This window comes from Bradyrhizobium sp. PMVTL-01, from assembly GCF_051861855.1.
Classification (GTDB): domain Bacteria; phylum Pseudomonadota; class Alphaproteobacteria; order Rhizobiales; family Xanthobacteraceae; genus Bradyrhizobium.
The window spans coordinates 2,298,742-2,318,038 of record NZ_CP193982.1 but is presented as its reverse complement, the minus strand read 5'-3'; the positions used below and the strand labels follow the sequence as shown (position 1 = coordinate 2,318,038).

Annotated in this window: 13 protein-coding genes and 1 pseudogene; 5 read left to right on the top strand and 9 right to left on the bottom strand. The window is 58.3% G+C overall.

Annotated features, from left to right (window positions below; genetic code table 11):
- The first annotated feature begins 18 nt into the window (after positions 1-18).
- Positions 19-1,194: an acyl-CoA dehydrogenase family protein gene (locus tag ACRQ5Q_RS10500; protein ID WP_439397559.1), complete on the top strand. Its 1,176-nt coding sequence runs from the start codon at positions 19-21 to the stop codon at positions 1,192-1,194.
- A gap of 505 nt (positions 1,195-1,699) precedes the next feature.
- Positions 1,700-2,191, top strand: coding sequence for an MBL fold metallo-hydrolase (locus ACRQ5Q_RS10495; RefSeq protein ID WP_439397557.1), 492 nt, complete (start codon positions 1,700-1,702; stop codon positions 2,189-2,191).
- 637 nt (positions 2,192-2,828) lie between these two features.
- Here the strand turns inward: ACRQ5Q_RS10495 and ACRQ5Q_RS10490 are convergent.
- The 4 genes and pseudogenes from ACRQ5Q_RS10490 to ACRQ5Q_RS10475 all read right to left on the bottom strand — a co-directional run.
- Positions 2,829-3,981 (bottom strand): annotated as a pseudogene (locus tag ACRQ5Q_RS10490) (IS3 family transposase); the annotation flags it as partial.
- Positions 3,982-4,459: 478 nt separating this feature from the next.
- Positions 4,460-5,614, bottom strand: a complete 1,155-nt coding sequence (gene ribB, locus ACRQ5Q_RS10485) for a 3,4-dihydroxy-2-butanone-4-phosphate synthase (protein ID WP_439397555.1) — start codon at positions 5,612-5,614, stop codon at positions 4,460-4,462.
- 222 nt (positions 5,615-5,836) lie between these two features.
- Positions 5,837-6,319, bottom strand: coding sequence for a flavin reductase family protein (locus ACRQ5Q_RS10480; protein ID WP_439397554.1), 483 nt, complete (start codon positions 6,317-6,319; stop codon positions 5,837-5,839).
- A 148-nt stretch (positions 6,320-6,467) separates the two neighbouring features.
- The gene (locus tag ACRQ5Q_RS10475; protein ID WP_439397552.1) at positions 6,468-6,968 is read right to left on the bottom strand and encodes a flavin reductase family protein; all 501 of its coding nucleotides are present in this window, start codon (positions 6,966-6,968) and stop codon (positions 6,468-6,470) included.
- Positions 6,969-7,912: 944 nt separating this feature from the next.
- Between ACRQ5Q_RS10475 and ACRQ5Q_RS10470 the strand changes: the two genes are divergently transcribed.
- Positions 7,913-9,262 (top strand): NtaA/DmoA family FMN-dependent monooxygenase, encoded by a 1,350-nt coding sequence (locus ACRQ5Q_RS10470; RefSeq protein WP_439397551.1) that lies wholly within the window; start codon positions 7,913-7,915, stop codon positions 9,260-9,262.
- Between the two features lie 957 nt (positions 9,263-10,219).
- Here ACRQ5Q_RS10470 and ACRQ5Q_RS10465 read toward each other — a convergent pair.
- Positions 10,220-11,305, bottom strand: coding sequence for an NAD-dependent epimerase/dehydratase family protein (locus ACRQ5Q_RS10465; protein ID WP_439397549.1), 1,086 nt, complete (start codon positions 11,303-11,305; stop codon positions 10,220-10,222).
- Positions 11,306-12,225: 920 nt separating this feature from the next.
- On the opposite strand from ACRQ5Q_RS10465, the gene ACRQ5Q_RS10460 reads away from it, so the two are divergent.
- Together ACRQ5Q_RS10460 and ACRQ5Q_RS10455 are read left to right on the top strand one after the other, a co-directional pair.
- Positions 12,226-13,146 carry an NAD-dependent epimerase/dehydratase family protein gene (locus tag ACRQ5Q_RS10460; protein ID WP_439397547.1) on the top strand — a complete coding sequence of 307 codons (921 nt, stop codon included), beginning with the start codon at positions 12,226-12,228 and terminating at the stop codon, positions 13,144-13,146.
- Between the two features lie 391 nt (positions 13,147-13,537).
- The gene (locus ACRQ5Q_RS10455; RefSeq protein ID WP_439397545.1) at positions 13,538-13,804 is read left to right on the top strand and encodes a hypothetical protein; all 267 of its coding nucleotides are present in this window, start codon (positions 13,538-13,540) and stop codon (positions 13,802-13,804) included.
- Positions 13,805-14,103: 299 nt separating this feature from the next.
- Here the strand turns inward: ACRQ5Q_RS10455 and ACRQ5Q_RS10450 are convergent, their stop codons facing one another.
- The 4 genes from ACRQ5Q_RS10450 to ACRQ5Q_RS10435 form a co-directional block, all read right to left on the bottom strand.
- A complete protein-coding gene (locus ACRQ5Q_RS10450; protein WP_439397543.1) occupies positions 14,104-14,967 on the bottom strand; it encodes a transporter substrate-binding domain-containing protein in 864 nt (287 codons plus the stop codon).
- Positions 14,968-16,492: 1,525 nt separating this feature from the next.
- Positions 16,493-17,713, bottom strand: a complete 1,221-nt coding sequence (locus ACRQ5Q_RS10445) for an alpha/beta hydrolase family protein (RefSeq protein ID WP_439399760.1) — start codon at positions 17,711-17,713, stop codon at positions 16,493-16,495.
- A 316-nt stretch (positions 17,714-18,029) separates the two neighbouring features.
- A complete protein-coding gene (locus ACRQ5Q_RS10440; RefSeq protein WP_439397541.1) occupies positions 18,030-18,446 on the bottom strand; it encodes a hypothetical protein in 417 nt (138 codons plus the stop codon).
- 233 nt (positions 18,447-18,679) lie between these two features.
- A complete protein-coding gene (locus ACRQ5Q_RS10435) occupies positions 18,680-18,844 on the bottom strand; it encodes a hypothetical protein (RefSeq protein WP_439397540.1) in 165 nt (54 codons plus the stop codon).
- Positions 18,845-19,297 lie beyond the last annotated feature (453 nt).

Sequence of the window (19,297 nt, the reverse complement as noted above, 5' to 3'; positions counted from 1 at the left end):
CGCCGGAATGGAATCGTCATGAGCGTGATCGGTGCAGAGCGCAGTCAGGTGATTGCTAAGCGCGTCGAACGCTTCGTTCGGGACATCGTCGTTCCGTTCGAGCACGATCCGCGCCGCGATCATCACAATTGCCCGACTGATGAGTTAGTCGCCGAATTGCGCGAATTGGCGCGTGCCGCGGGCGTATTGACGCCGCATGTCTTAGCCGACGGTTCGCATCTCTCGCAGACCGAAACTGCACTCGTTCTTGCCAAGACGGGCTTATCGCCGCTTGGACCAATTGCGTGCAACACGGCGGCGCCCGACGAAGGCAACATGTACCTTCTCGGCAAGATTGGCTCCCCTCAAATCAAAGAGCGCTTCCTGAAGCCGCTCATCGAGGGCCGCGCTCGTTCCGCATTCTTTATGACCGAACCTGCCGAGGCAGGCGGCGCAGGATCCGATCCATCAATGATGATGACGACCTGTCGTCCGGACGGCAACCATTGGATTGTGAATGGACGCAAGGCCTTCATTACTGGGGCACACGGAGCCAAAGTTGGCATCGTGATGGCGAAGTCCGAAGAAGGTGCGTGCATGTGCCTCGTCGATCTGCCGGATCCGGCGATCACTATCGACCATGTGCCAAACACGATCGATAATTCAATGCCGGGCGGGCACGCTGTTGTGACTATCCGCGACCTTCGCATTCCAGCCGATCAGATGCTTGGACAGCCAGGTCACGGATTTAAATACGCGCAGGTTCGTCTATCCCCGGCTAGATTGTCGCATTGCATGCGCTGGTTTGGCGCCTGCATTCGTGCCAACGAAATCGCCACCAATTATGCCAATCGGCGACAAGCCTTCGGGAAGACTCTTGTCGATCATGAGGGCGTTGGCTTCATGCTTGCCGATAATCTCATCGACCTTAGACAGACTGAGTTGATGATCTCCTGGTGTGCGAGCGTCTTAGACACGGGGTCCCTCGGAACGAGCGAAAGCTCTATGACCAAGGTTGCAGTCAGCGAGGCGCTCATGCGAGTCGCTGATCGCTGCGTGCAGGTGATGGGCGGATCCGGCGTAACCAATGACACGATCGTCGAGCAGGTTTTCCGCGAAGTCCGCGCATTTCGCATATATGATGGCCCGACAGAGGTGCACAAATGGTCGCTAGCAAAAAAGATCAAGCGCGACTGGCAGAGAGCGAACTCTTGATGTTCTCAACGAGGCGCAAATCCAGAGAACACCGAGCCGCGGATACATACCGTCTCAACGAGACCGCTTTGTCGCGATAGATGATGGCCAATGGCCATGTAGCACTCAGAGTTCGAAACTCAAGGGTAATCAGCCCTAAATCTGACTGCGGCGCTTCGGAAGCCATTGGTTTAGGTGGCGGGTTCTCGCATCACATCCGCGAAGCGCAGATTTGCTGCATTCACTCCCGATCTTTGCAGCGATTTGGCAAAAGCATTCGTTACACTGTCATGAACACTTAGGACTCGAAGGAAGGCCATGCGGCTTATGGGGGCGCGGCAGCGGACGGGGCGCGTATCTATTACGGCGCGATCAGAATCCTGTCGAGTCAGTGCGGATGGCGTGGCCAATACTACATTCGTGCACCTGATGGCCTTAGCCTGCCGCTCTGGCCGTACGCTGTCACTGACATCGCTCCGGCGGACCGCCTGCCAGACGACTTTGAGAACATTGAGAGACACCTAACATGATTCCGCGCGAATTTTGCCGGCTGCTGACCGCATTCATCACTGCGTCGAGGCCAAGATGGAGGCTGGTCATCGCCGCATTACTAACGCTCCTCGCGGTGGCTGGCGTGACACAGGTTATGGCAGCACCGCCGGACGTCGAGATGTGGCGACTGGACTGCGGAGAATTCAGGAACTTCGACATGGAAGCCCTGTCCGATGTCTTTGCCTATCCAGGTAAGAAGAAAAACCTGACAAACAGCTGTTATCTGATTCGGCACGAAAAGCAGTTCATGCTGTGGGATGCCGGATTCTCATTATCAACCGTCACCAGCGAATACGGTAAGTCGAGACGACTGGGAATGAATCAGACGATAGCCTCCCAATTGCAGACAATTAATGTCAAGCCGGAGCAGATTTCGATCATTGGATTGAGCCATTGGCATTGGGATCACACTGGCCAGGCCGCTGACTTCCCGAATGGACGGCTATTGATGGGTAAGTCAGATTAACTTGGCGAGCAAGCAGTCACTCGCCCCTCGTTATCCAAACAATTATGAGGACATCGCTCGATGGCTAGATTCGGGGGTTAATGTAGAAGAGCTCGTTGGTGATAAAGACTTATTCGGTGACCGCACAGTCGTTATGCTAGCAACGCCTGGTCACACGGCGGGACACTATTCATTGCTGGTTCACCTACCGACGTTTGGGGCAGTGGTATTGAGTGGAGACCTTTGGCATATCTCCGAAGAACTAAATCATAATGGAATGCCGCGAGGTCAGGACCGAGCCGACACACTCGCATCCATGGACCGTATCCAGAAGGTAGTATCAGTAACCTGAAGGCTACACTGGTGATTCAACATGAACCGACGGACATCGGGAAACTGCCTACGTTTCCTGCGTCGGCGCACTAGCGTGCTGGCGCCCACGGAATTTGCCCCACAGGCGCCGTCCGGAGGGCAGTAGGCAACGAGCAAGAGCATCGCGCTCAATGTGCAGCAAAACGCGGCAAGCATCCGTCTCCCGCTTTCTCGACGATCGCAAGATTTGCTTCAGCTACGGCCGAAAGCGCGTTGGACGGCGTTGCGCTGGGAAGGCGTGACCTTGCCCCCAAGTGTTATCCAGTCCTGAGTTCGCCCCGATCGTGGATTTGCCCATTTGGGCGGTGGTAGCGACGGGAGCTGGCGCGGAGCCCTCAGCATAGCGCAGCGCCAGATCCCGTCGCGGGTTGCAGGTGGTGGCGAACTCGGACGGCGTCCTCCATCCGAGCCGTGAGTGTGGTCGTGTGTCGTTTAATCGGCGCGCCAGCATCCGAGCGCGACGCGGGCCTGGGCCAGCGAGGTGAACAACGTCTCGTTCAACAATTCATCCCGCAGCGGCCGTTGAAGCTCTCGATGAAGGCGTTCTGCATGGGCTTGCCCGGCGCGATGTAGTGCCAAGCGACGCGGCTCTGATCGGCCCACGTCAAAATGGCGTTGCTGGTGAGTTCGGTGCCGTTGTTGCTGACCACCGTCTTGGGCTTGCCGCGCCCGGTGATCAGGCGGTCCAGTTCCTGCGCCACCCGGGTGCCCGAGAGCGAGGTATCGGCCACCAGCGCCAGACACTCGCGGGTGCAATCGTCGACCACGGTCAGAATGCGGAAGCTACGGCCGTCGGTGAGCTGATCCGACACGAAGTCGAGCGACCAACGATCGTTGGGGGACATCGGCGCCATCATCGGTGCCCTGGTCCCGATTGCCCAGCGGCCACCACGGCGGCGTACCGCGAGCCTCTCTTCCCGGTAGAGCCGGAAGAGCTTCTTGTGGTTGACCAGATAGCCCTCCCGCTTGAGCTGCACGTGCAGGCGTCGATAACCGAAACGGCGACGTTCCTGGGCAATCGCCCTCATGCGCTGGCGAAGGCCGGCATCATCCGCGCGGGTCGCCTTTATCTCATCGTCATGCGGCAGCAGCCGATGGCTTTACACGCCCGCCGTTCGCTCATTCCGTAGACGTACACGAGATGGGCGACAGCTTTCCGCTTGGCAGCGGGCATCACCATTTCTTTCCCAAGAAATCTTTCAAGGCCGCATTGTCCAGCATGGCGTCGGCCAAGAGTCGCTTGAGCCGTGTGTTCTCGTCCTCCAGGGTCTTCAGCCGCTTGGCCTCCGACACCTCCATCCCGCCGAATTTGCCTTCCATTTGTAAATGCTGGCGTCACTGACGCCATGCTTGCGGAACAGATCGGCGACCGAAACGCCAGCTTCGTGCTCCTTCAAAATCCCGATGATCTGCTCTTCCGTAAAGCGACTGCGCTTCATGCTCTGGTCCTTATGTGGCCCGGAGCGAACTTCAAACTGGATTAAGCCCGTGGGGCAAGGTCAGCCTCACCGACGTCGATCCGAAAAGCTGGTTCGCCGACATACTCGCTCGCATCGGCGATCTTCTCGCCTCGCGTCTGCACGTACTGCTGCCCTGTGCGTGGAAGCTCCTGCGCAAAGCCGACAAGTCCGCCGATCAGCAGGTCGCCTGGATTCATACAACGCACAGCCGCCGCTCTCACGCGCGTGCGCCGATCTCGCGGCCTTCGTCCTATATACGTACGGATTGCGTTGGGTATCCTACTCTCCGCCTGGACAGGTTTCGGACAAAGCCGCGGTCGCACTTCAGGCGGATCGCAACGCGACAAACCCGCCAGATATCCTCGCCGCAGTGCGCGGGTCGCCGCATCTCGCGTACGACGCCACGCTGTTTGCCCGGCCGGCGCCGAAGAAGGCGCGGCAAGGTCTTATCGATTTTTTAGAGATTCGCGTGACCTGGAATGGGTTTCTGGCCGACCACCTTGAGGTCGAAACCTTCAAGGCCGACCATACTCTTCTTGCGGTTGGTCAACAGCACTAGCTCGCGGACTCCGAGGTCGATCAAGATTTGGGCGCCTACCCCGTAATCGCGCAGCTCTTGGCCTGCCGGAGCGATCGGCTCATCGGCACGGCGGCGCTGTTCGGAAAGTAGCATAGTGAGCGGCTCACGGATCAGCACGATGATGCCCCGGTCCAGCTCGGCAATATGCTTCATGGAGATCTCGATCTCGCCGCCGCGGCCGCCACTCCGCTGCCCGACTACGTCTGTGAACAGGTTGACCGCGTGCATGCGCACGGTGATCGGTCCTCCCACGGAGGGATTTCCCTTTACGAGAGCGACATGTTGCGCTTTGGTGACCTTATTGAGATAAACAATGCACTGGAAGTCCCCTCCCCACGCGCTGTCGAGCGACGCCTCGCTGACGCGCCGGATGATCGAATCGTGACGCCTGCGGTACGCGATCAGATCAGAGATGGTGCCAACCTTGAGATTGTGTTTTTTGGCAAATGCAATCAAATCGTTGCGGCGAGCCATTGTGCCATCGTCGTTCATGATCTCACAGATCACGCCTGCTGGCGTGAGGCCCGCGAAGCGGGCGATGTCGACAGCTGCCTCAGTGTGGCCAGTTCGTTCGAGCACACCGCCTTCGCGCGCCACTAACGGGAAGACGTGGCCAGGCGTCACGATGTCTTGTGGGCCACACGATGAATCAATGGCGACGGCAATTGTACGGGCGCGATCCGCCGCGGAAATGCCTGTCGTGACACCTTGGCGAGCCTCAATGGAAACGGTGAACGCCGTCTGATGGCGGGTGCTATTGCATGGTGACATTAGCGACAAGCCAAGTTGCTCGACACGCTCCCGGGTGAGAGCGAGACATACCAAGCCGCGCGCGTGTTTGGCCATGAAGTTGATGACTTCGGGGGTCGCCGACTGGGCAGGAATCACCAGGTCGCCCTCGTTTTCCCGGTCTTCGTCATCGACAAGAATGAACATTCCGCCCCTGCGGGCCTCTGCTATGATGTCCTCCGCGACCGCCTTCACCTCGCTGAAGGTAATGCGCCAGGCCTTCTCCCTTTCGAGCGCATTCATGATCTACTGTGCTCCAACTGTCCGCAAGTGTATCCGGTCCGCACCGTCCGCAAGCAAGCGCCATCTGCCAGTCCCAATTCGCGATGCTGGGCGCGGCAAATAGGCCAACACGAATGTTCTCGACGCTGAGCCAGCAAATCGCGACGGCATTTTCAGCAGAGACATGAGCTTATTCGATTTCAAATGAACGCGCTCCCGCGAGTTTGGTGACCCACCTTGACATTAGATGTATCGTCCAGCGAAGCTTATCAACGGTAACTGTGAGGCATTCTGTACCCAATCAACAATTCGCCCAAGGAAAATGATCGCGTCGTGACACTCGATCGCGTTTTCGACATGGCAGTCGATGCTGCCGACCGGGCAAACGAGAACTGGCGCACCTGTGGCAAGAACCGTCCATTCTCCGGGCTTAAACCTGTCAGCGCCCTTCTCCTTACCTTGACCTCCGAATATGATCGCTAGATCCTCGTGCTCCTTGGGCAAATAATTGATTGCGAAGTTGCCACTTTCTTTAATCGCGGAAAGTGCCGATGTCCTCCGACCGATCGACACCAGCATGGTAGGTGGGCTTGCGGTTACGTGTGTGGCAGACAAGGCAAGAAATCCTGCTGGTCCCTGCGATCCGCGGGCGGTGACGAGGGCCGCACCGACAGCCCGCATCCCAAGCAATTGCCAGAACGTTTTTGTATCGATGGCCTTATCCATAAATGCCTCCAAGGCTGGAACTCTGGAGATTCCATAGTTGACCAGCCTGAGGAGAATACGCTGCTGGCCCAGATACGCAGCGCATGAATCAATTCCAAAATCGGGCGGCCACGGCGGCTCGCGACCAGAGCTGTTAATCGGTTTCTGCTCAGGCTGACTCTTTCAATTTTCGATACTGACCATTGCAGTAGAGGAGCCCTAAACCCTCTCGGCTCTGCATCGCCAGAACGCGCCCAACGAATACATAGTGAGTTCCGTACAGAAAATGAGTGGCCACTTCGCAGTCCAAGCTGGCAAGAGCATCTGTAAGGACAGGCGCCCCAGATTTCAGCTCATGCCAGCAAGCGCCCGAAAACCGCTGTTCGGGCGCAAGCTTTGGCGTTGAAAAAAGGCTTGCAATCTCCTGCTGGTGTTCCGCCAACACGTTAACCGCAAAGCAGCGGCTTTGCAGAATGATCTCTGTCGCTGATGCGTCTTTGTTGACACAGATCAGGATCGATTGGGGATCGGTCGATAACGAACACATCGCCGTTGCAGTCAACCCATTCTTCTGTTTCCCACTACACGCGGTAATGACAACGACAGAAGAAGCAAGCTTCCGCATTACACTGCGGAACGAGCTATCCGCGGAGAGTGTATCACCTGACAAAAATCCCTCCTTACGTCTAACGAATGTTCGGCAACCCGGCGCTAATTGACAAATGGCAGCGTCGGTTTTTAGGTGAACGCGCAGGGCCTGTTGTCATTTTCCGGGACTGGCGAGCCCATCAACGTCATTAAACCTGGAGCGACACCCCTAAAATCAGCGAAGATCGGCTATCATTGCAGCAATTCCGCAAAATGAGCGGCATTGCATCCCGATTTCGTCTCTAAAAAGCGCGATAGCACGTACCAGACATTCGAAGATCCGTCCTGTGGGTGCGAGGTATTTGGCGCAATCCCTCGCGCTGTTGGTGAGCTCCGGAGACTGGAAGAGCCGGGACCGGACCGCGATAACCGCGACCACACCCTGAGCATTGCCAAATTTGTGGTCGAGCTTGAACTTGCGAAACGAACGTCGAACTCATCTCGTTTGAGGAGATCTTGAAGCGGCCCCGAGGCTCGGAGAACAGCACCACCCGCTCGTCCTCCCCATCGACGTGCGTGTACCGAGATGCCGATGCTTCGCTATCGCGCGACAGAGCCGGCTAATTCGCTGACTGCTCGGCGAGTTTGTTCAGGAGCTGTCCCCCCCTAGTTCGGGTAAGTCGGTGAGCCTGGATCACGGCCCCTTCAATTGGAGTGCCAGTCCTAAAGCTCAGACGATCTGTCGTTGTTTGCTCGCATCAGAGGCCAAACTGATGGGATAAGAACTTCGCGTTGCGTCGGACTTGCGCCGAATTTCTGCGTCGCAACGGCCCACATCAATCAAATTCGGATCACGTTCGCGGTACTATTCCTAGAGGCTGAAATGCGTCGCCCGCTGAACGAGAAGGTGGGAATGATTCCCGAGGTATTCATTACCTGTGCAGTCACAGGCAGATGGGCGGCGCCAACCGGTCAGCATGTGCCGGTGACGCCGGAGCAAATCGTCCAAAAAAATGGAGCAGCGTGATGCAGCGGCGCGATGGCGTAATGAATTTAGTCATGTTCCTGCAGATGACCGGTCGGGGCTGGGCGTGGCGCAGCCCGAGGTCGCGGATCGAGGATTTGTGGACCCTGGACCTTCCGCTAAAGATGACGGAAGAGGCCGAGAAGGCGAAGTTCGACGCGATTATCCTTGGCAGCTGGCTCGCCTTTGAGAACGGGGAGTTGGGCCAAAAGCCGTTCACGGGGGCGTACGAGCCGTTTACGTTAATCGGTGCGCTCGCGGCTCGGACGGAGAAGATCGGGCTGGTCGCGACTTCATCGACGACGTTTGAGCATCCGTACAACGCCGCGCGGTTCCTGACCATGCTCGATTGGTTGAGTCGCGGCCGCGTGGGCTGGAATGTCGTTACCTCGGTTACAGGGGAGCAGCATTACGGGATCAAGCTGCCACCCAAGGAGGAGCGCTATGCGCGCGCGGACGAGTACTTGGAAGTCTGCAACAGCCTGTGGGACGCGTGGGAAGATGACGCAGTCATCAATGACCGCATTGGCGGCTTTTGGGCGCGGTCCGAACGCATCCACCCGATCGATCACGAGGGGCGCTATTACAAGGTTCAGGGCCAGCTGTTCATGCACCGATCCCCTCAGGGAAGACCCGTGATCGTTCAAGCCGGGCAGTCCTCGGCGGGCCTGGATTTCGCCGCGCGCAACGCGGAGGTGGTGTTCACTGCTCAAAACGATATTGGGGCGGCCAAGACGTTTCGTCGCGAAATCAGGGACCGCGCGGCAGCAGCAGGGCGCAACCCGAATAAAATCAAGGTCCTGCCAGGCCTGATTCCGATTGTGGCTGAGACGGCCGAGCGGGCGCGGGCGTTCGAGGCCCAGCTCGACGAGTGGACGCCGCTGAACATTGGCATCGATCGCATGCAGGAGATCTTTCAGGCCAAGCTGGAGGACCTCGATCCCGATCAGCCGATTCCGGCGGAGCGGCTCGTCTCACCCGACGATCCCAGCTTCGAAAGTACTTTGTCGCAACGATTCCAGGCCAGTGTCAGTCGCTATCGCAACTTCTATGACATGGCCGTCAAGGAAAAGATGACGCTGCGTCAGATGATCGTGAGCAGGGATCGAGACAATGGCCACCTTGCTCCAGTCGGGTCGGCCAGCCAAGTCGCCGACGTGATGCAGGAGTGGTACGAGGCCGAGGCTTGCGATGGTTGGACAGTAACCCCCCCCGCGGTGCCCGAGGCGCTCGACGCAGTCTGTCAGCTGCTGGTCCCCGAACTGCAGCGCCGCGGCATCGCGCGCACCGAGTACGAGGGCACCACGTTGCGCGACCATCTCGGGCTTGAGCGGCCACGGTCGCCGGCATAACAGTCGGAGGCCAGCTCCACTGTGGGCTGACGGGCCGGGCCCCCCCCAATGAACGGCGTGGTGCTGATCGTCATGACATTGCGATGGCTGGGCGCAACGAGCCTATGAACCTGGAGATGTTCTTTGGGCCAACAATGGATGGCCTTGCCTGGCGCAGTCTGATGAGACGGTGAGGAGCTGTGGTGTCGAGATCCCGTTGGTTCAACGAGCGTCGTCGAAAGTCGACATGATGCCGCGCCACTACCAATTCTGGGCGCTGTTGCGTCCTGCTCAACCTTCGATGTTAGCGCGTGCCCGAACTTCTTGACTTGTCTTGCGCTCGCCGATCCGGAGCAGCGTTTGCTCCTCGGGATGACGATACAGATCATGTGCTAGCGCATTCAGCCCCTATGCGCGAATTGACCACGGGTTCACCGTCGCGGTTGTCTGCGGCCCAGTTCGCCTCACTGCACGGGTTAAAGGATGACCCACAGCCGCGAAGAGCTGGCATAGGCCAATCGACCAACTGTCACACCCCGCACCGAGCCAAGCAGGCTCTCGGTCCTGATGTGTGCGCCGTCCTAGACTACCGCGCCCTGCCGCCGTGGTGTCCCAAGCGCCTGCAGACGCGACGCACAGCGCAGCTTCCGGCGACGGGGCCTGCTCGCAGCGCCTCTCGACCATCAGGTTTGCACGCACTCGACGCGCCGGGCCCATGTTCTCATCGCTAGCAAGTGCTTTGGTTTTTCGGGGTTGTCGACGTTAGTGAAGCAAGCCCGTTACTTCGTATTGGCGCGGCGAGCACGCGCGATCTGACGTAGCCAACGCCCCGGCGACCAGCGGTCCCGTCGCTTGGCGCAACACGGCATCGGCGTTCTCTTAAATTCACATTGCGCTCAGAGGGGCGCAGCAAGCTCGCCAATCTCGACGACCGGTGCGGCCTTGACGAGGAGGCCGGCGGAATAGAACGAACCGGGGTCAGGCAATTTTGAGTCGGGGCTTAACCACCCCAAGGTCAACCAAACTCTTACCGGTCTCGAAGAGAGTGTCTTCGATCGCGTGGGTCTTAAGGCCAAGATCGCGCCGCGCCTTGTCGCAGCGGACGCGCGGATCAATAGGAGCCCCGCGCGCTCTGATCAGAGCCTCATATTCTTCGGACGGACCGCGAATGTCGTAGTCCGGAAAGAGCTTGGCCAGAAGCGCATGGAGTTGGGCGACGTTCAACTCTCCCGACCCATCGGTCGCCGTGAGCAGATAGCGGTCGCCATTGCGACAGATTTCGCTCTCGAGGATGCGCGCGTGGGCTTCGGCCACGTCGCGCACGTCGACGATGTTCCAAAGGTGCTGCCATCCGCGCCCGCAGGGCTCGCCCATCACCATCCGTCCGATCCAGTACGGCCATGATCCACGCCCCACGATCGCCGTGGGCGCCATCACTGGTCCCAGAACCAAGGACGGGCAGACCGAGATCGCATCGAACTCGCCATCCTCCTCGCCAATGCCGTAAAGCCACTTTTCGGTGGCCATTTTCGCCATTGCGTAGGCGACATCCCCCATCGTGCCCTTTCCGATGTCGTTCCACGTCGGGTCGTTCTCACGGTTGTCGGAGCACCAGTCCCTCTCGGTGAACCGGTAACCCGCGCCGGCGGGGTGTAGGACCGCCCGGAACGAGCTCGTATAGACAAAGCGCCGCACCGTTCCGACCCTGCGGGCCGAGCGCACTACGTTCTTCGTTCCCTCTAGAGCGCCCTCGTAGATTTGTCGCGGAGACTCTCCTCCGCGCAGCGGCGAGGCGGCGTGTAAAACCGCCGAGCAGCCTGCCATCGCCTCATCGTAGCTGCCGTCCGTCATGACGTTCGCGGCGAACAACGAGACTCGGCCCGACGTGTCCTCTCGGTTTATTGCGCGCAAATGCTCGGTCTTCTTTGGATCGTCGCGATCGGTGACACATGCCCGAACATCGTATCCGCGCCGCGCGAGCGCGGCCACCAGATGTGAGCCCACGTATCCGGAAGCTCCAGTTACGACGACCGGCCCATCGGTCGGTGCGACCTGCTTTGCCATGTCAGAGAACTCCAATTAAGGGTAAAATGCTAGAGACTTTGATGGCCGCAAAAGGGTTCGGCGGAAATGCTACAAGAATCGATCGCCGAATTTCCACAATGTGGAGCTCGCAAGTACGAAAATACTCGCCCAAGTTAGAGGATTCGACGCTTTTGCGTAATCAAGCGTCGCCTCTGGGTCGCACGAGTGTCTCCAAACTCCCAGTAATGACCGAAGCCGCTGTCGCAGACGATCGAAAATCACCGGTGTGTTCGTGTCACTGGTCTCGAGGGCCATACCCTAGATTCAGTCGCGCGCAAACCTTTTACGAACCAGCGAATGCGAAGTGTGATCAAGGTCATAAGAGTATTTACTGACGCACGGCGTCGCCTAAGGTGCTGACAACCAGACCAACCCGGATGTTGCGCAGCGCCGAAGCTTCTCAACCCGGCGGAAATTAACGCCCGATATGCTCAAAGGAAAAAAATACTCCAGATACTCTGGGCGGTGCCCCCCCCCAAGCCGAGGCTGCTGGTCGCGTGAGGCTTGAGGATATCCTCCATTACATTCGAGAGGGCCATGGCGGTAATCCAGAGCGCAAAGGGGTAACCGGGCAGATGCCTGTCACGCGTAACGCAAGAGCGAACGCGCGACCGAGGATCATCCGGGAAAACACCCAAGGAGTATGGTCGATGGATCGAGAAGGACACACAATCGCTGCGCCAATGCAGAGACGGTCGGCAACGGCTTGAGGCTTCACATCCCGTCCAGCTGAGTTTAGTTCTCGGCGGATGCAGTGAATGCACGTGATCGACCGCGCCGGCACTGAATTCCTGCGCACGAGCTCGTAATTAGCGCGTTTTAAACCGCGGATCACATTATCTTGTGACGAGGTGGTCAAAAACACACTCTGGCCGGTACGCTCAGCAAAAGGAGAGCAGATGAAGGTCTTTCTACCGGGAGCTACCGGCTTTATTGGCGGATCGGTTGCGGCCGCGCTGCTTAGGCGAGGCGACATGGTGACTAGCCTCGTCCGCTCGGAGGAGAAGGCCTCGGCGTTGCGCGATATCGGGATTAACGCGGTCGTCGGCTCCTTGGACGACGCTGAGCTCCTGGCGAGATTATCACGCGAGAGCGATGCGGTGATCAACTCATCACTCTCAGACCATCGAGGCTCTGTAACTGCCATAACGGGCGCGCTTTCAGGTAGCAACAAGCCCTTCGTCCACAGCAGCGGGATCACCGTCATTTGTGACCTCGCGTGGGGCGCGTCCTCGGAAAAGGTATATGACGAGTACACACCGTTCGAGCCTACTGTCGGTAGGGTTGCCCGCGTTGCCATCGATCAGCTGGTCATTGACTCTGCTAATGACGGGGTGAGATCGTCTGTTATACGTCCGTCGGTGGTCTATGGCAACGCAAGCGGTCTTGGGAAGGTCAGCGGCGTGTTTCCCCCTCTCATCGATATTTCCAAGCGGCATCGCGCGGGCGTCTATATGGGTGCCGGCGAGAACGTCCGGTCGCACGTGCATATCGACGACATTGTGGACCTTTACCTGCTTGCCCTCGACGGGGCGCCTCCTGGCGCGTGCTATTTCGCCGAAAATGGCGAACACACGGGGCGGAATCTGGCGACCTACGTTAGCCACATGCTCGGTTTCCGGGGCGATGTTGTATCGCTTACCAAGGATCAGGCCATTGAAGAATTCGGCGAACTCGGGTGGCAAGCTACGTCGTATTCGTATTATGGGTCGAATGGCCGAGTTAGAGCCGTGCGTGCCCGCCAGGAACTCGGCTGGAAACCCACTCGCCCCCCGCTGCTCGACGCTATCGAGCAGGATCCCTTCCGAGCGCAACGGTGAAGAAGGAGACATCGACACCGAGAAGGAGAAACTCCCAAAAACGACGTTGCGAGCTTTTGAGACTTCGCACCTCAAAGGCTTGCAATCTCAAACATTGCCGCGTCCGAAAAATCGCCTCCCACTCAACAGCTGCGGAGCTCTTCCACGACGAACATTGAGCCCGCACCGCGGTGCTTGACTTTTGACGTTATGTCATTGGTGATGATCGGTGCCAGGCCGTGCTGTTGCCACCAGTTCTTGACGACCATGGTGATCGTGCAACTCCTGTGAGGGTGATCGACTTCAGCGCGCTCGGATCGAACACACCAGCATGGTCGTGGCCGGCAGGTAGAGATCGGAGTAGTTCGCCCGTCCCAGTGGTTTTAAGCTGGGATGAAAGGAGGCTGGCTTGGTGGTTGAGCTTCTGGAGACGCGCCACGTGAGCTACGCTTTCAAGGCGGGACGACGATCCGTTGAAGGGCATCTGCCATGTTTGCTTTCCTGCTTGGGATTGCTTGATTCAGAGCGAGGGAATCTCGATGTGCGGGATTTCGCCAACGTCTATTCCGGCGGGCTGAGCTTTGTTGAGGAGATTTATCGCGACGCGGACGTTCGCGTAGACGACCTTCGGGCCCTTTCGCCGCCTTGCCGTCTTTTCCAACCGAACAGTTCGTCGTGAATGTGCGCGCACATGAGATCGAGTCCTCGACCGACGGTCCGGCCGCGCGAGCGCTTGCACATACGCGTCCTCGCCTTCTCATGTTTTGAGGGCGACACTGCGCATTGTCGCCAGTGGCGGAGCTACCCACGATAGGGTACGAACCACTTAGCTTTTGAAAGTGCAGAAAAACGCGTCAATCGCGTTCGCGTCAGGCGCATTCGGCCGCAACCGGCCGCCGTTGTCGTTCCACCTCGACGTGAGCACTGGCAGGCTCTCTCGCGCCTGGCAGTCCGCCATCGAACGCCACGATGGTGCGGTCATGACTTCTCGGGTTCCGGCGCATTATTGATCGTTGCCTTACCGATATGGCTGTCCTCGATGGGCAGATGCCACTTCTTTAGCAGTTGGACGTAGGTTCCATCGGCAATCAGCTCATTTAGTGCTTTGTGGAGCGATTCCCCGAGCTCCTTTTTCTCATTCGGAAACCCCATTCCGTACATGTTCTTGCTCAGGGGCCGAGGAACGGTGAGGTAGTTGCCGCCCTCGTATTCATTCGAATACGCTATCGCTCCCGCTCCCCCGATAGCAGCGTCGACACGGCCCTGCTTTAGTTCCAGTTTCGCCGTCGGCGTCCCACCATCGATCTCGACGTGGACCAGTGAAGGCTTGCCCGCCTTCTTACAGACTTCCTCGTTCCACTTGTTGACCACTGCCGTGGTTCCGGTATAGCCCCGGAACGTGGCAACACGCCTCCCACACAGCGCATCGGGAGTCTCGATCAGGCCCGCGTTAGCTTTAAGCACGTAAAACACGTAGGGCTCGTACACGAAGTCGATGAAGCTGACGCCTTGTGCTCGCCTGGCCGGATGGCCCTGCATCGCACCGCCGCCATAGATGTCGACGCGCCCGGTTTTCAGAGGTGCAAAGCTCGCCAGGTCAGTGTAGCTAAAAAACTCCCATTTGACAGTCGCACCGATCTTCTTCGCCATGGCTTCGAACAGGTCTCGATCGAAGCCGGTAAATTCGCCAGTCTTCAGATCTTTGTATGCGTACGGCGGATAGGTGGTGACATCGCCGGCAGTGATTACCTTCGGAGAATTCTGTGCATATGCAGTGCCTGCAAAAAGGCTCACCACGGTGAGCCCCCTCATTAGGAGACGGTCTGCGATCTTGAAAAGCATTTAGTTTCCTTCAGTCTGGCTGCTTCCCGCTGACCATTTGCGCTTCTATGCCATTCTTTTGCATTCGATAAATGATACTATTCGATCCCGTCGCTCAAATTCCGCAATATGGCGGCTCAGAGAGGACGGAATTCTGCGCTCGAGCCCGAGAATTAAGCGATTTTGTGCGACCGACTTTCGCCGTCTCCGGGCACGCGAGCAAAGCGATAGGATTGATCGAGCCCGCGGCCCCGCATTGAAAGCAAGGTCCACGAATGAAATCGATCACCGCGTCGAAGCGTTCAAGCGTTTGCCGATAAAATGGTCCGTATAGCATACATTACCCCCGTTCCCAGGATGGTTGCTGGCGCATCAGACTGGATGAACCTCGGCTCCTCCTTGTCGATCGACACCAGGCCCTTGCGGGAGATAAGGCCGAACGGTGTAACTTACGCGAATGTTGAATTGGTTGTTCAGGAGAAGTGCGCCGATGTGCCGCCGCGCCGCATGCTTTCACTGCGGCAATCCGTCGCAAGTATACACTGTTCCGGGTAGCCAGCCTGATCGCCTCGTTTCTGAATCGCCCGCCGCTGCAGATCCGAATGTCCAGGCTACCCTTTGCGCGTTCCGAGCCTGCTTCTTCATGACAGCGTCCGCGAGACACAACCCGCTCGCCCCGTCGTTCGAGGCGAAGCAGTGATCAGGGAAGATATCCGCAAGCGGGAGGCGAGGCGCTCGTGGGGCCGGCCGGACTCCGTTTTCGATGTGTAGAGTTGCAGAGGACGATTGATTTGTCATGCCATAGCGCGATGAGCGTTGCTGTTCGTGGTCTGCCCGTTTCCTTGTGGTTCGCGGGACCGCAGGCGCGGCCCAGGTCCTCGCGGATTGGAGCGGCGGCCATCAGGTGAGTTGCGGATCAACCCACGATGAAGAACTCGATCATGGAGGTAAACTCCAAAGACTGGAACGCCGGTCGGCTGCTCGACCGAGCGCGGTAAGGCGGCAGGTCGCCGTACTCAAGCAGAAGCATCTCAATGATCCGGTCGGTTCTTTAGTTGAGTGACCGCGGTATCAACTACTTCGCTCTCTACCGCGCTGACGTCGAGGTCGCCGCTGGGAAAGCGTGCGTCTTGAACCCGGAGGTTGCCTGTGCCTGTATCTTGCAGTGCAAGTTGCCGTCGCTGAGATGGCCGAAGTTGATCAAGCTTCGATTGGCGCACGAGTCGACTCGACTCGTGGATCCGACGACCCTGATTGAACGGCGCACGAAGATTCTGCATGTGCTTGGCGGCGAGTCCGAGTGCGGCGTCATCTTAAGTGCTTGCGCAAGCTCCGCAGGAGCGACCGTCTCTGAAACGGGCTCGCGCAATGCGGCTTGCGAGCGTGAGAGATATGTCCGCATCGTCTCAGCAGCAAGGTCTTTGACACGCCGTGCCGAATGGGTGCCATGAAGATCTACGCCCGCACTCCTTTCGTCACTAAAAAGAGTGAGTTCAGAAGGCAGGGTCCCTGAATCTCGCTCCTAAGCCGATGGACACTGCAATCGTTATGTTGCTGGCCAATTGCCCGCCGTGGGTTTGCCTGCAAATCGGTCCCTGATCCAAGCGAGCTGGTCCGGAACCGTCTCATAACGAACCTGGAGATGGTCGAGATTGTCATACTTGCGGAAGGTGACTGCCGTGCCGGCGCGGCAGACCCGGGCCACCGTCTCTTCGATACCTGTCACGATTGTGTCGCCCGTGCTTGCGATGACTAGGATTGATCCCCGGAGCGGTCTTTCTCCGGGTACGAGCTCGGCGAACCAACGTTCTACCGCCGGGAGGTTTTCCCAGCCAGGTTGGAGCAAAGTATTCGGCTCCGCGTTGGCATACAGTGCGGCGGCATAGCTAAAGCCGCCTCTCGTGGCGACCTCCGTCACGTGTTCCATGCCCGCATTGGTTAGCATGCTTGCAAGGTCCAAATCAGGGGTGCGAGCCTTCACTGCAAGCGCGGTCATCACGATCAAGGCGGCGTTGATGGAGTCGGTGGCCGTTGAATAAATTGCAACCAATCGATCTTTTTGCAGACCGGCGGCGATGGCTACTGCGCCCCGATAATCCGGATCATTCTGCTCATGTTGCTCCGCGGCCATACCCCAGGCGCCGCCGCTGCCCGCGACAACCCAACGTTTGCCGAGAAGCGGCTCGGCGGCGCGAGCGGCTTTCACCGAATAGAAAATATCGCGTCCTTGTGCGACCCCATTGCAGTATTGATGAACCCCTTCCGTGCCAAGCCCGTGATAGTCAGTGGCCACCACGGCGAAGCCAGCTTCCAGGAAATCGGAGAAGGGGGAGCCGTAATAGTCCCGTATCAGCGATGGCGCAGATTGTCTTGAGAGGCCGGTACTGCCGTGCGCCCAGGCGATTACAGGCCAGCCATCTCGAGGTGCGCCTCCTGGGGGTAGCAGGAGCACGGCCGAAGTCACCACACCTTTGCCTTCGGCGCTCAGCGAGCGGTAGAGAATTCGCTGCGCTTTCGTGCCTTCGGGCAGCGTGTACTCGGTGGCGCCCTCGTTGCGCAGAAGATCGCCGGAGCTGCTCGCCCCTAGATTTGTTGGCGTGTCGTAGAACGTCGTAATGGGGAGTGCACGTGCGGCCTCAGCCTCAAGTGCATCGGCGGGCGTTTTTGGCAATAGGATGGACGCGACTGTGACGGTGGGTTTCATGTCCATAAACTCCCTGGGTGCTTTCGGGTTAGAAATGAGTTCGTCGGCCGGCATGTGGAACATGATCACCAACTGACCATTCAGTGAGATGGCTACCGTGGAGGGATCACTGGTCCGGAGCGCAGTGTCCGGATTCGGTGGCGAGCTTCTCTAGTGTAGGGCTTCAAACCTCCAGCCGCCAAAATCGAGAGGAAGACTTGCGGTGCGGGCTCCCCACGCTTGCGCCCATTCGTTGCATCCGCCCACCGACGCTAGGCCCGGACCGCCTGCCAATTTCGGGAGCAGACTCTAAGCTGCCCACGACATCAAGCACGCTGCGAGCGGCACCACGAAGTCGCGAATACGCAAGCCGCTCGAACATAGCCTCGATGTCCATAGCTCAACTCATGTCGGCCACGTCTGCAGAACGCATGGTGACCTTGGCACCACTTTTCAGCAGCACTTCAACAGTAATTGCATCCGCAGCCGTCTGATCGACGAATACCGACGTCTTCTTTGCGACTTCCGCAACATCCTGATCTGCGAATGACTCACGAAAGTATCGTAATTCCGTGATGGGCTTGCCGAGTAGTTCAGCAGTGGCAGTGAACTTCTCCGACATCTGGGCTTGCAACATGTTTTTATAAGGCGGGTCAGCCAGAACACCAGGCACGCTGCAACTATTCCATCCCCTTCCAGGTCGGGTCACCACGATGCGCTCAATCTCAGACGGGGGAAAGCTGGCGGGCTGGACCGAACGGATGATAAGCATCGCATCTATGTTGGCCCCGGAAACGGGAAATGGCTTGGACCCCACGCGGAAGATTCCAAACTCTCCTGCTTCATTTGTCAGAGCGCCGGCGTCATACTGGCCGCACGCGAAAGCACTAAAGAATCCGTGTGGGACATCGAGTGCGCGCGGCGACGCTTCGCCACCAGCTCGACATGGCGTCAGGACGGAATGCCGTGGTCGCTACACTGTGTTCTTCAGCAAAAATGGAGGTAAGATCTGACTTCCCAGTCTGCATAAGCCCCCCTACTCGTTCGTAGTCAGAACGGATCCGGTGCGTTGTTGATGGTGGCCTTGCCGATCGTGCTGTCCTCAGGGAGATTCCACTTCTTCAACAACTGAACGTAAGTGCCGTCGGCGATCAGCTCGTTCAGCGCCTCCAGGAGCGACTCACCTAATTCCTTCTTCTCGTTCAGGAACGCCATCCCGTACATGTTCTTGTTGAGAGGCCACTGGTAGATCCACCCTCGGACTGATTCGCGTAGGCGATCGCCCCGGCTCCGCCTGGCTGCTTCCCATGCGCCCGGAATAGTTCTCGACGGATGCCAAGTCTCGTAGGACGCGGCGTACCAAGCATCTTGGTCTGCGGTCACGGTCTCAAATGGCCCTCTTGCTCTGGGCCTCACGTAGTCGAGAACTTCTGGTCCGCCTCGAACACCGAGGTGATGGCGCCGATGTGGTTCGAGCCATTTGCTACACCCCTGCCCACGTCTATAGGCAGTGACTGCAACCCCGGAACTCGAGCACACGGCTAGCTCGAAGAGAGTTGCGGTGTTACGCGCCGAGCAAGGTCTTAGCAAAAGCAGCAATGTCCCACGTAGGTACCCTGAGGGCTGCGACGATATCCGCCCTGAATTGCGGCATCGCGGCACACTCCA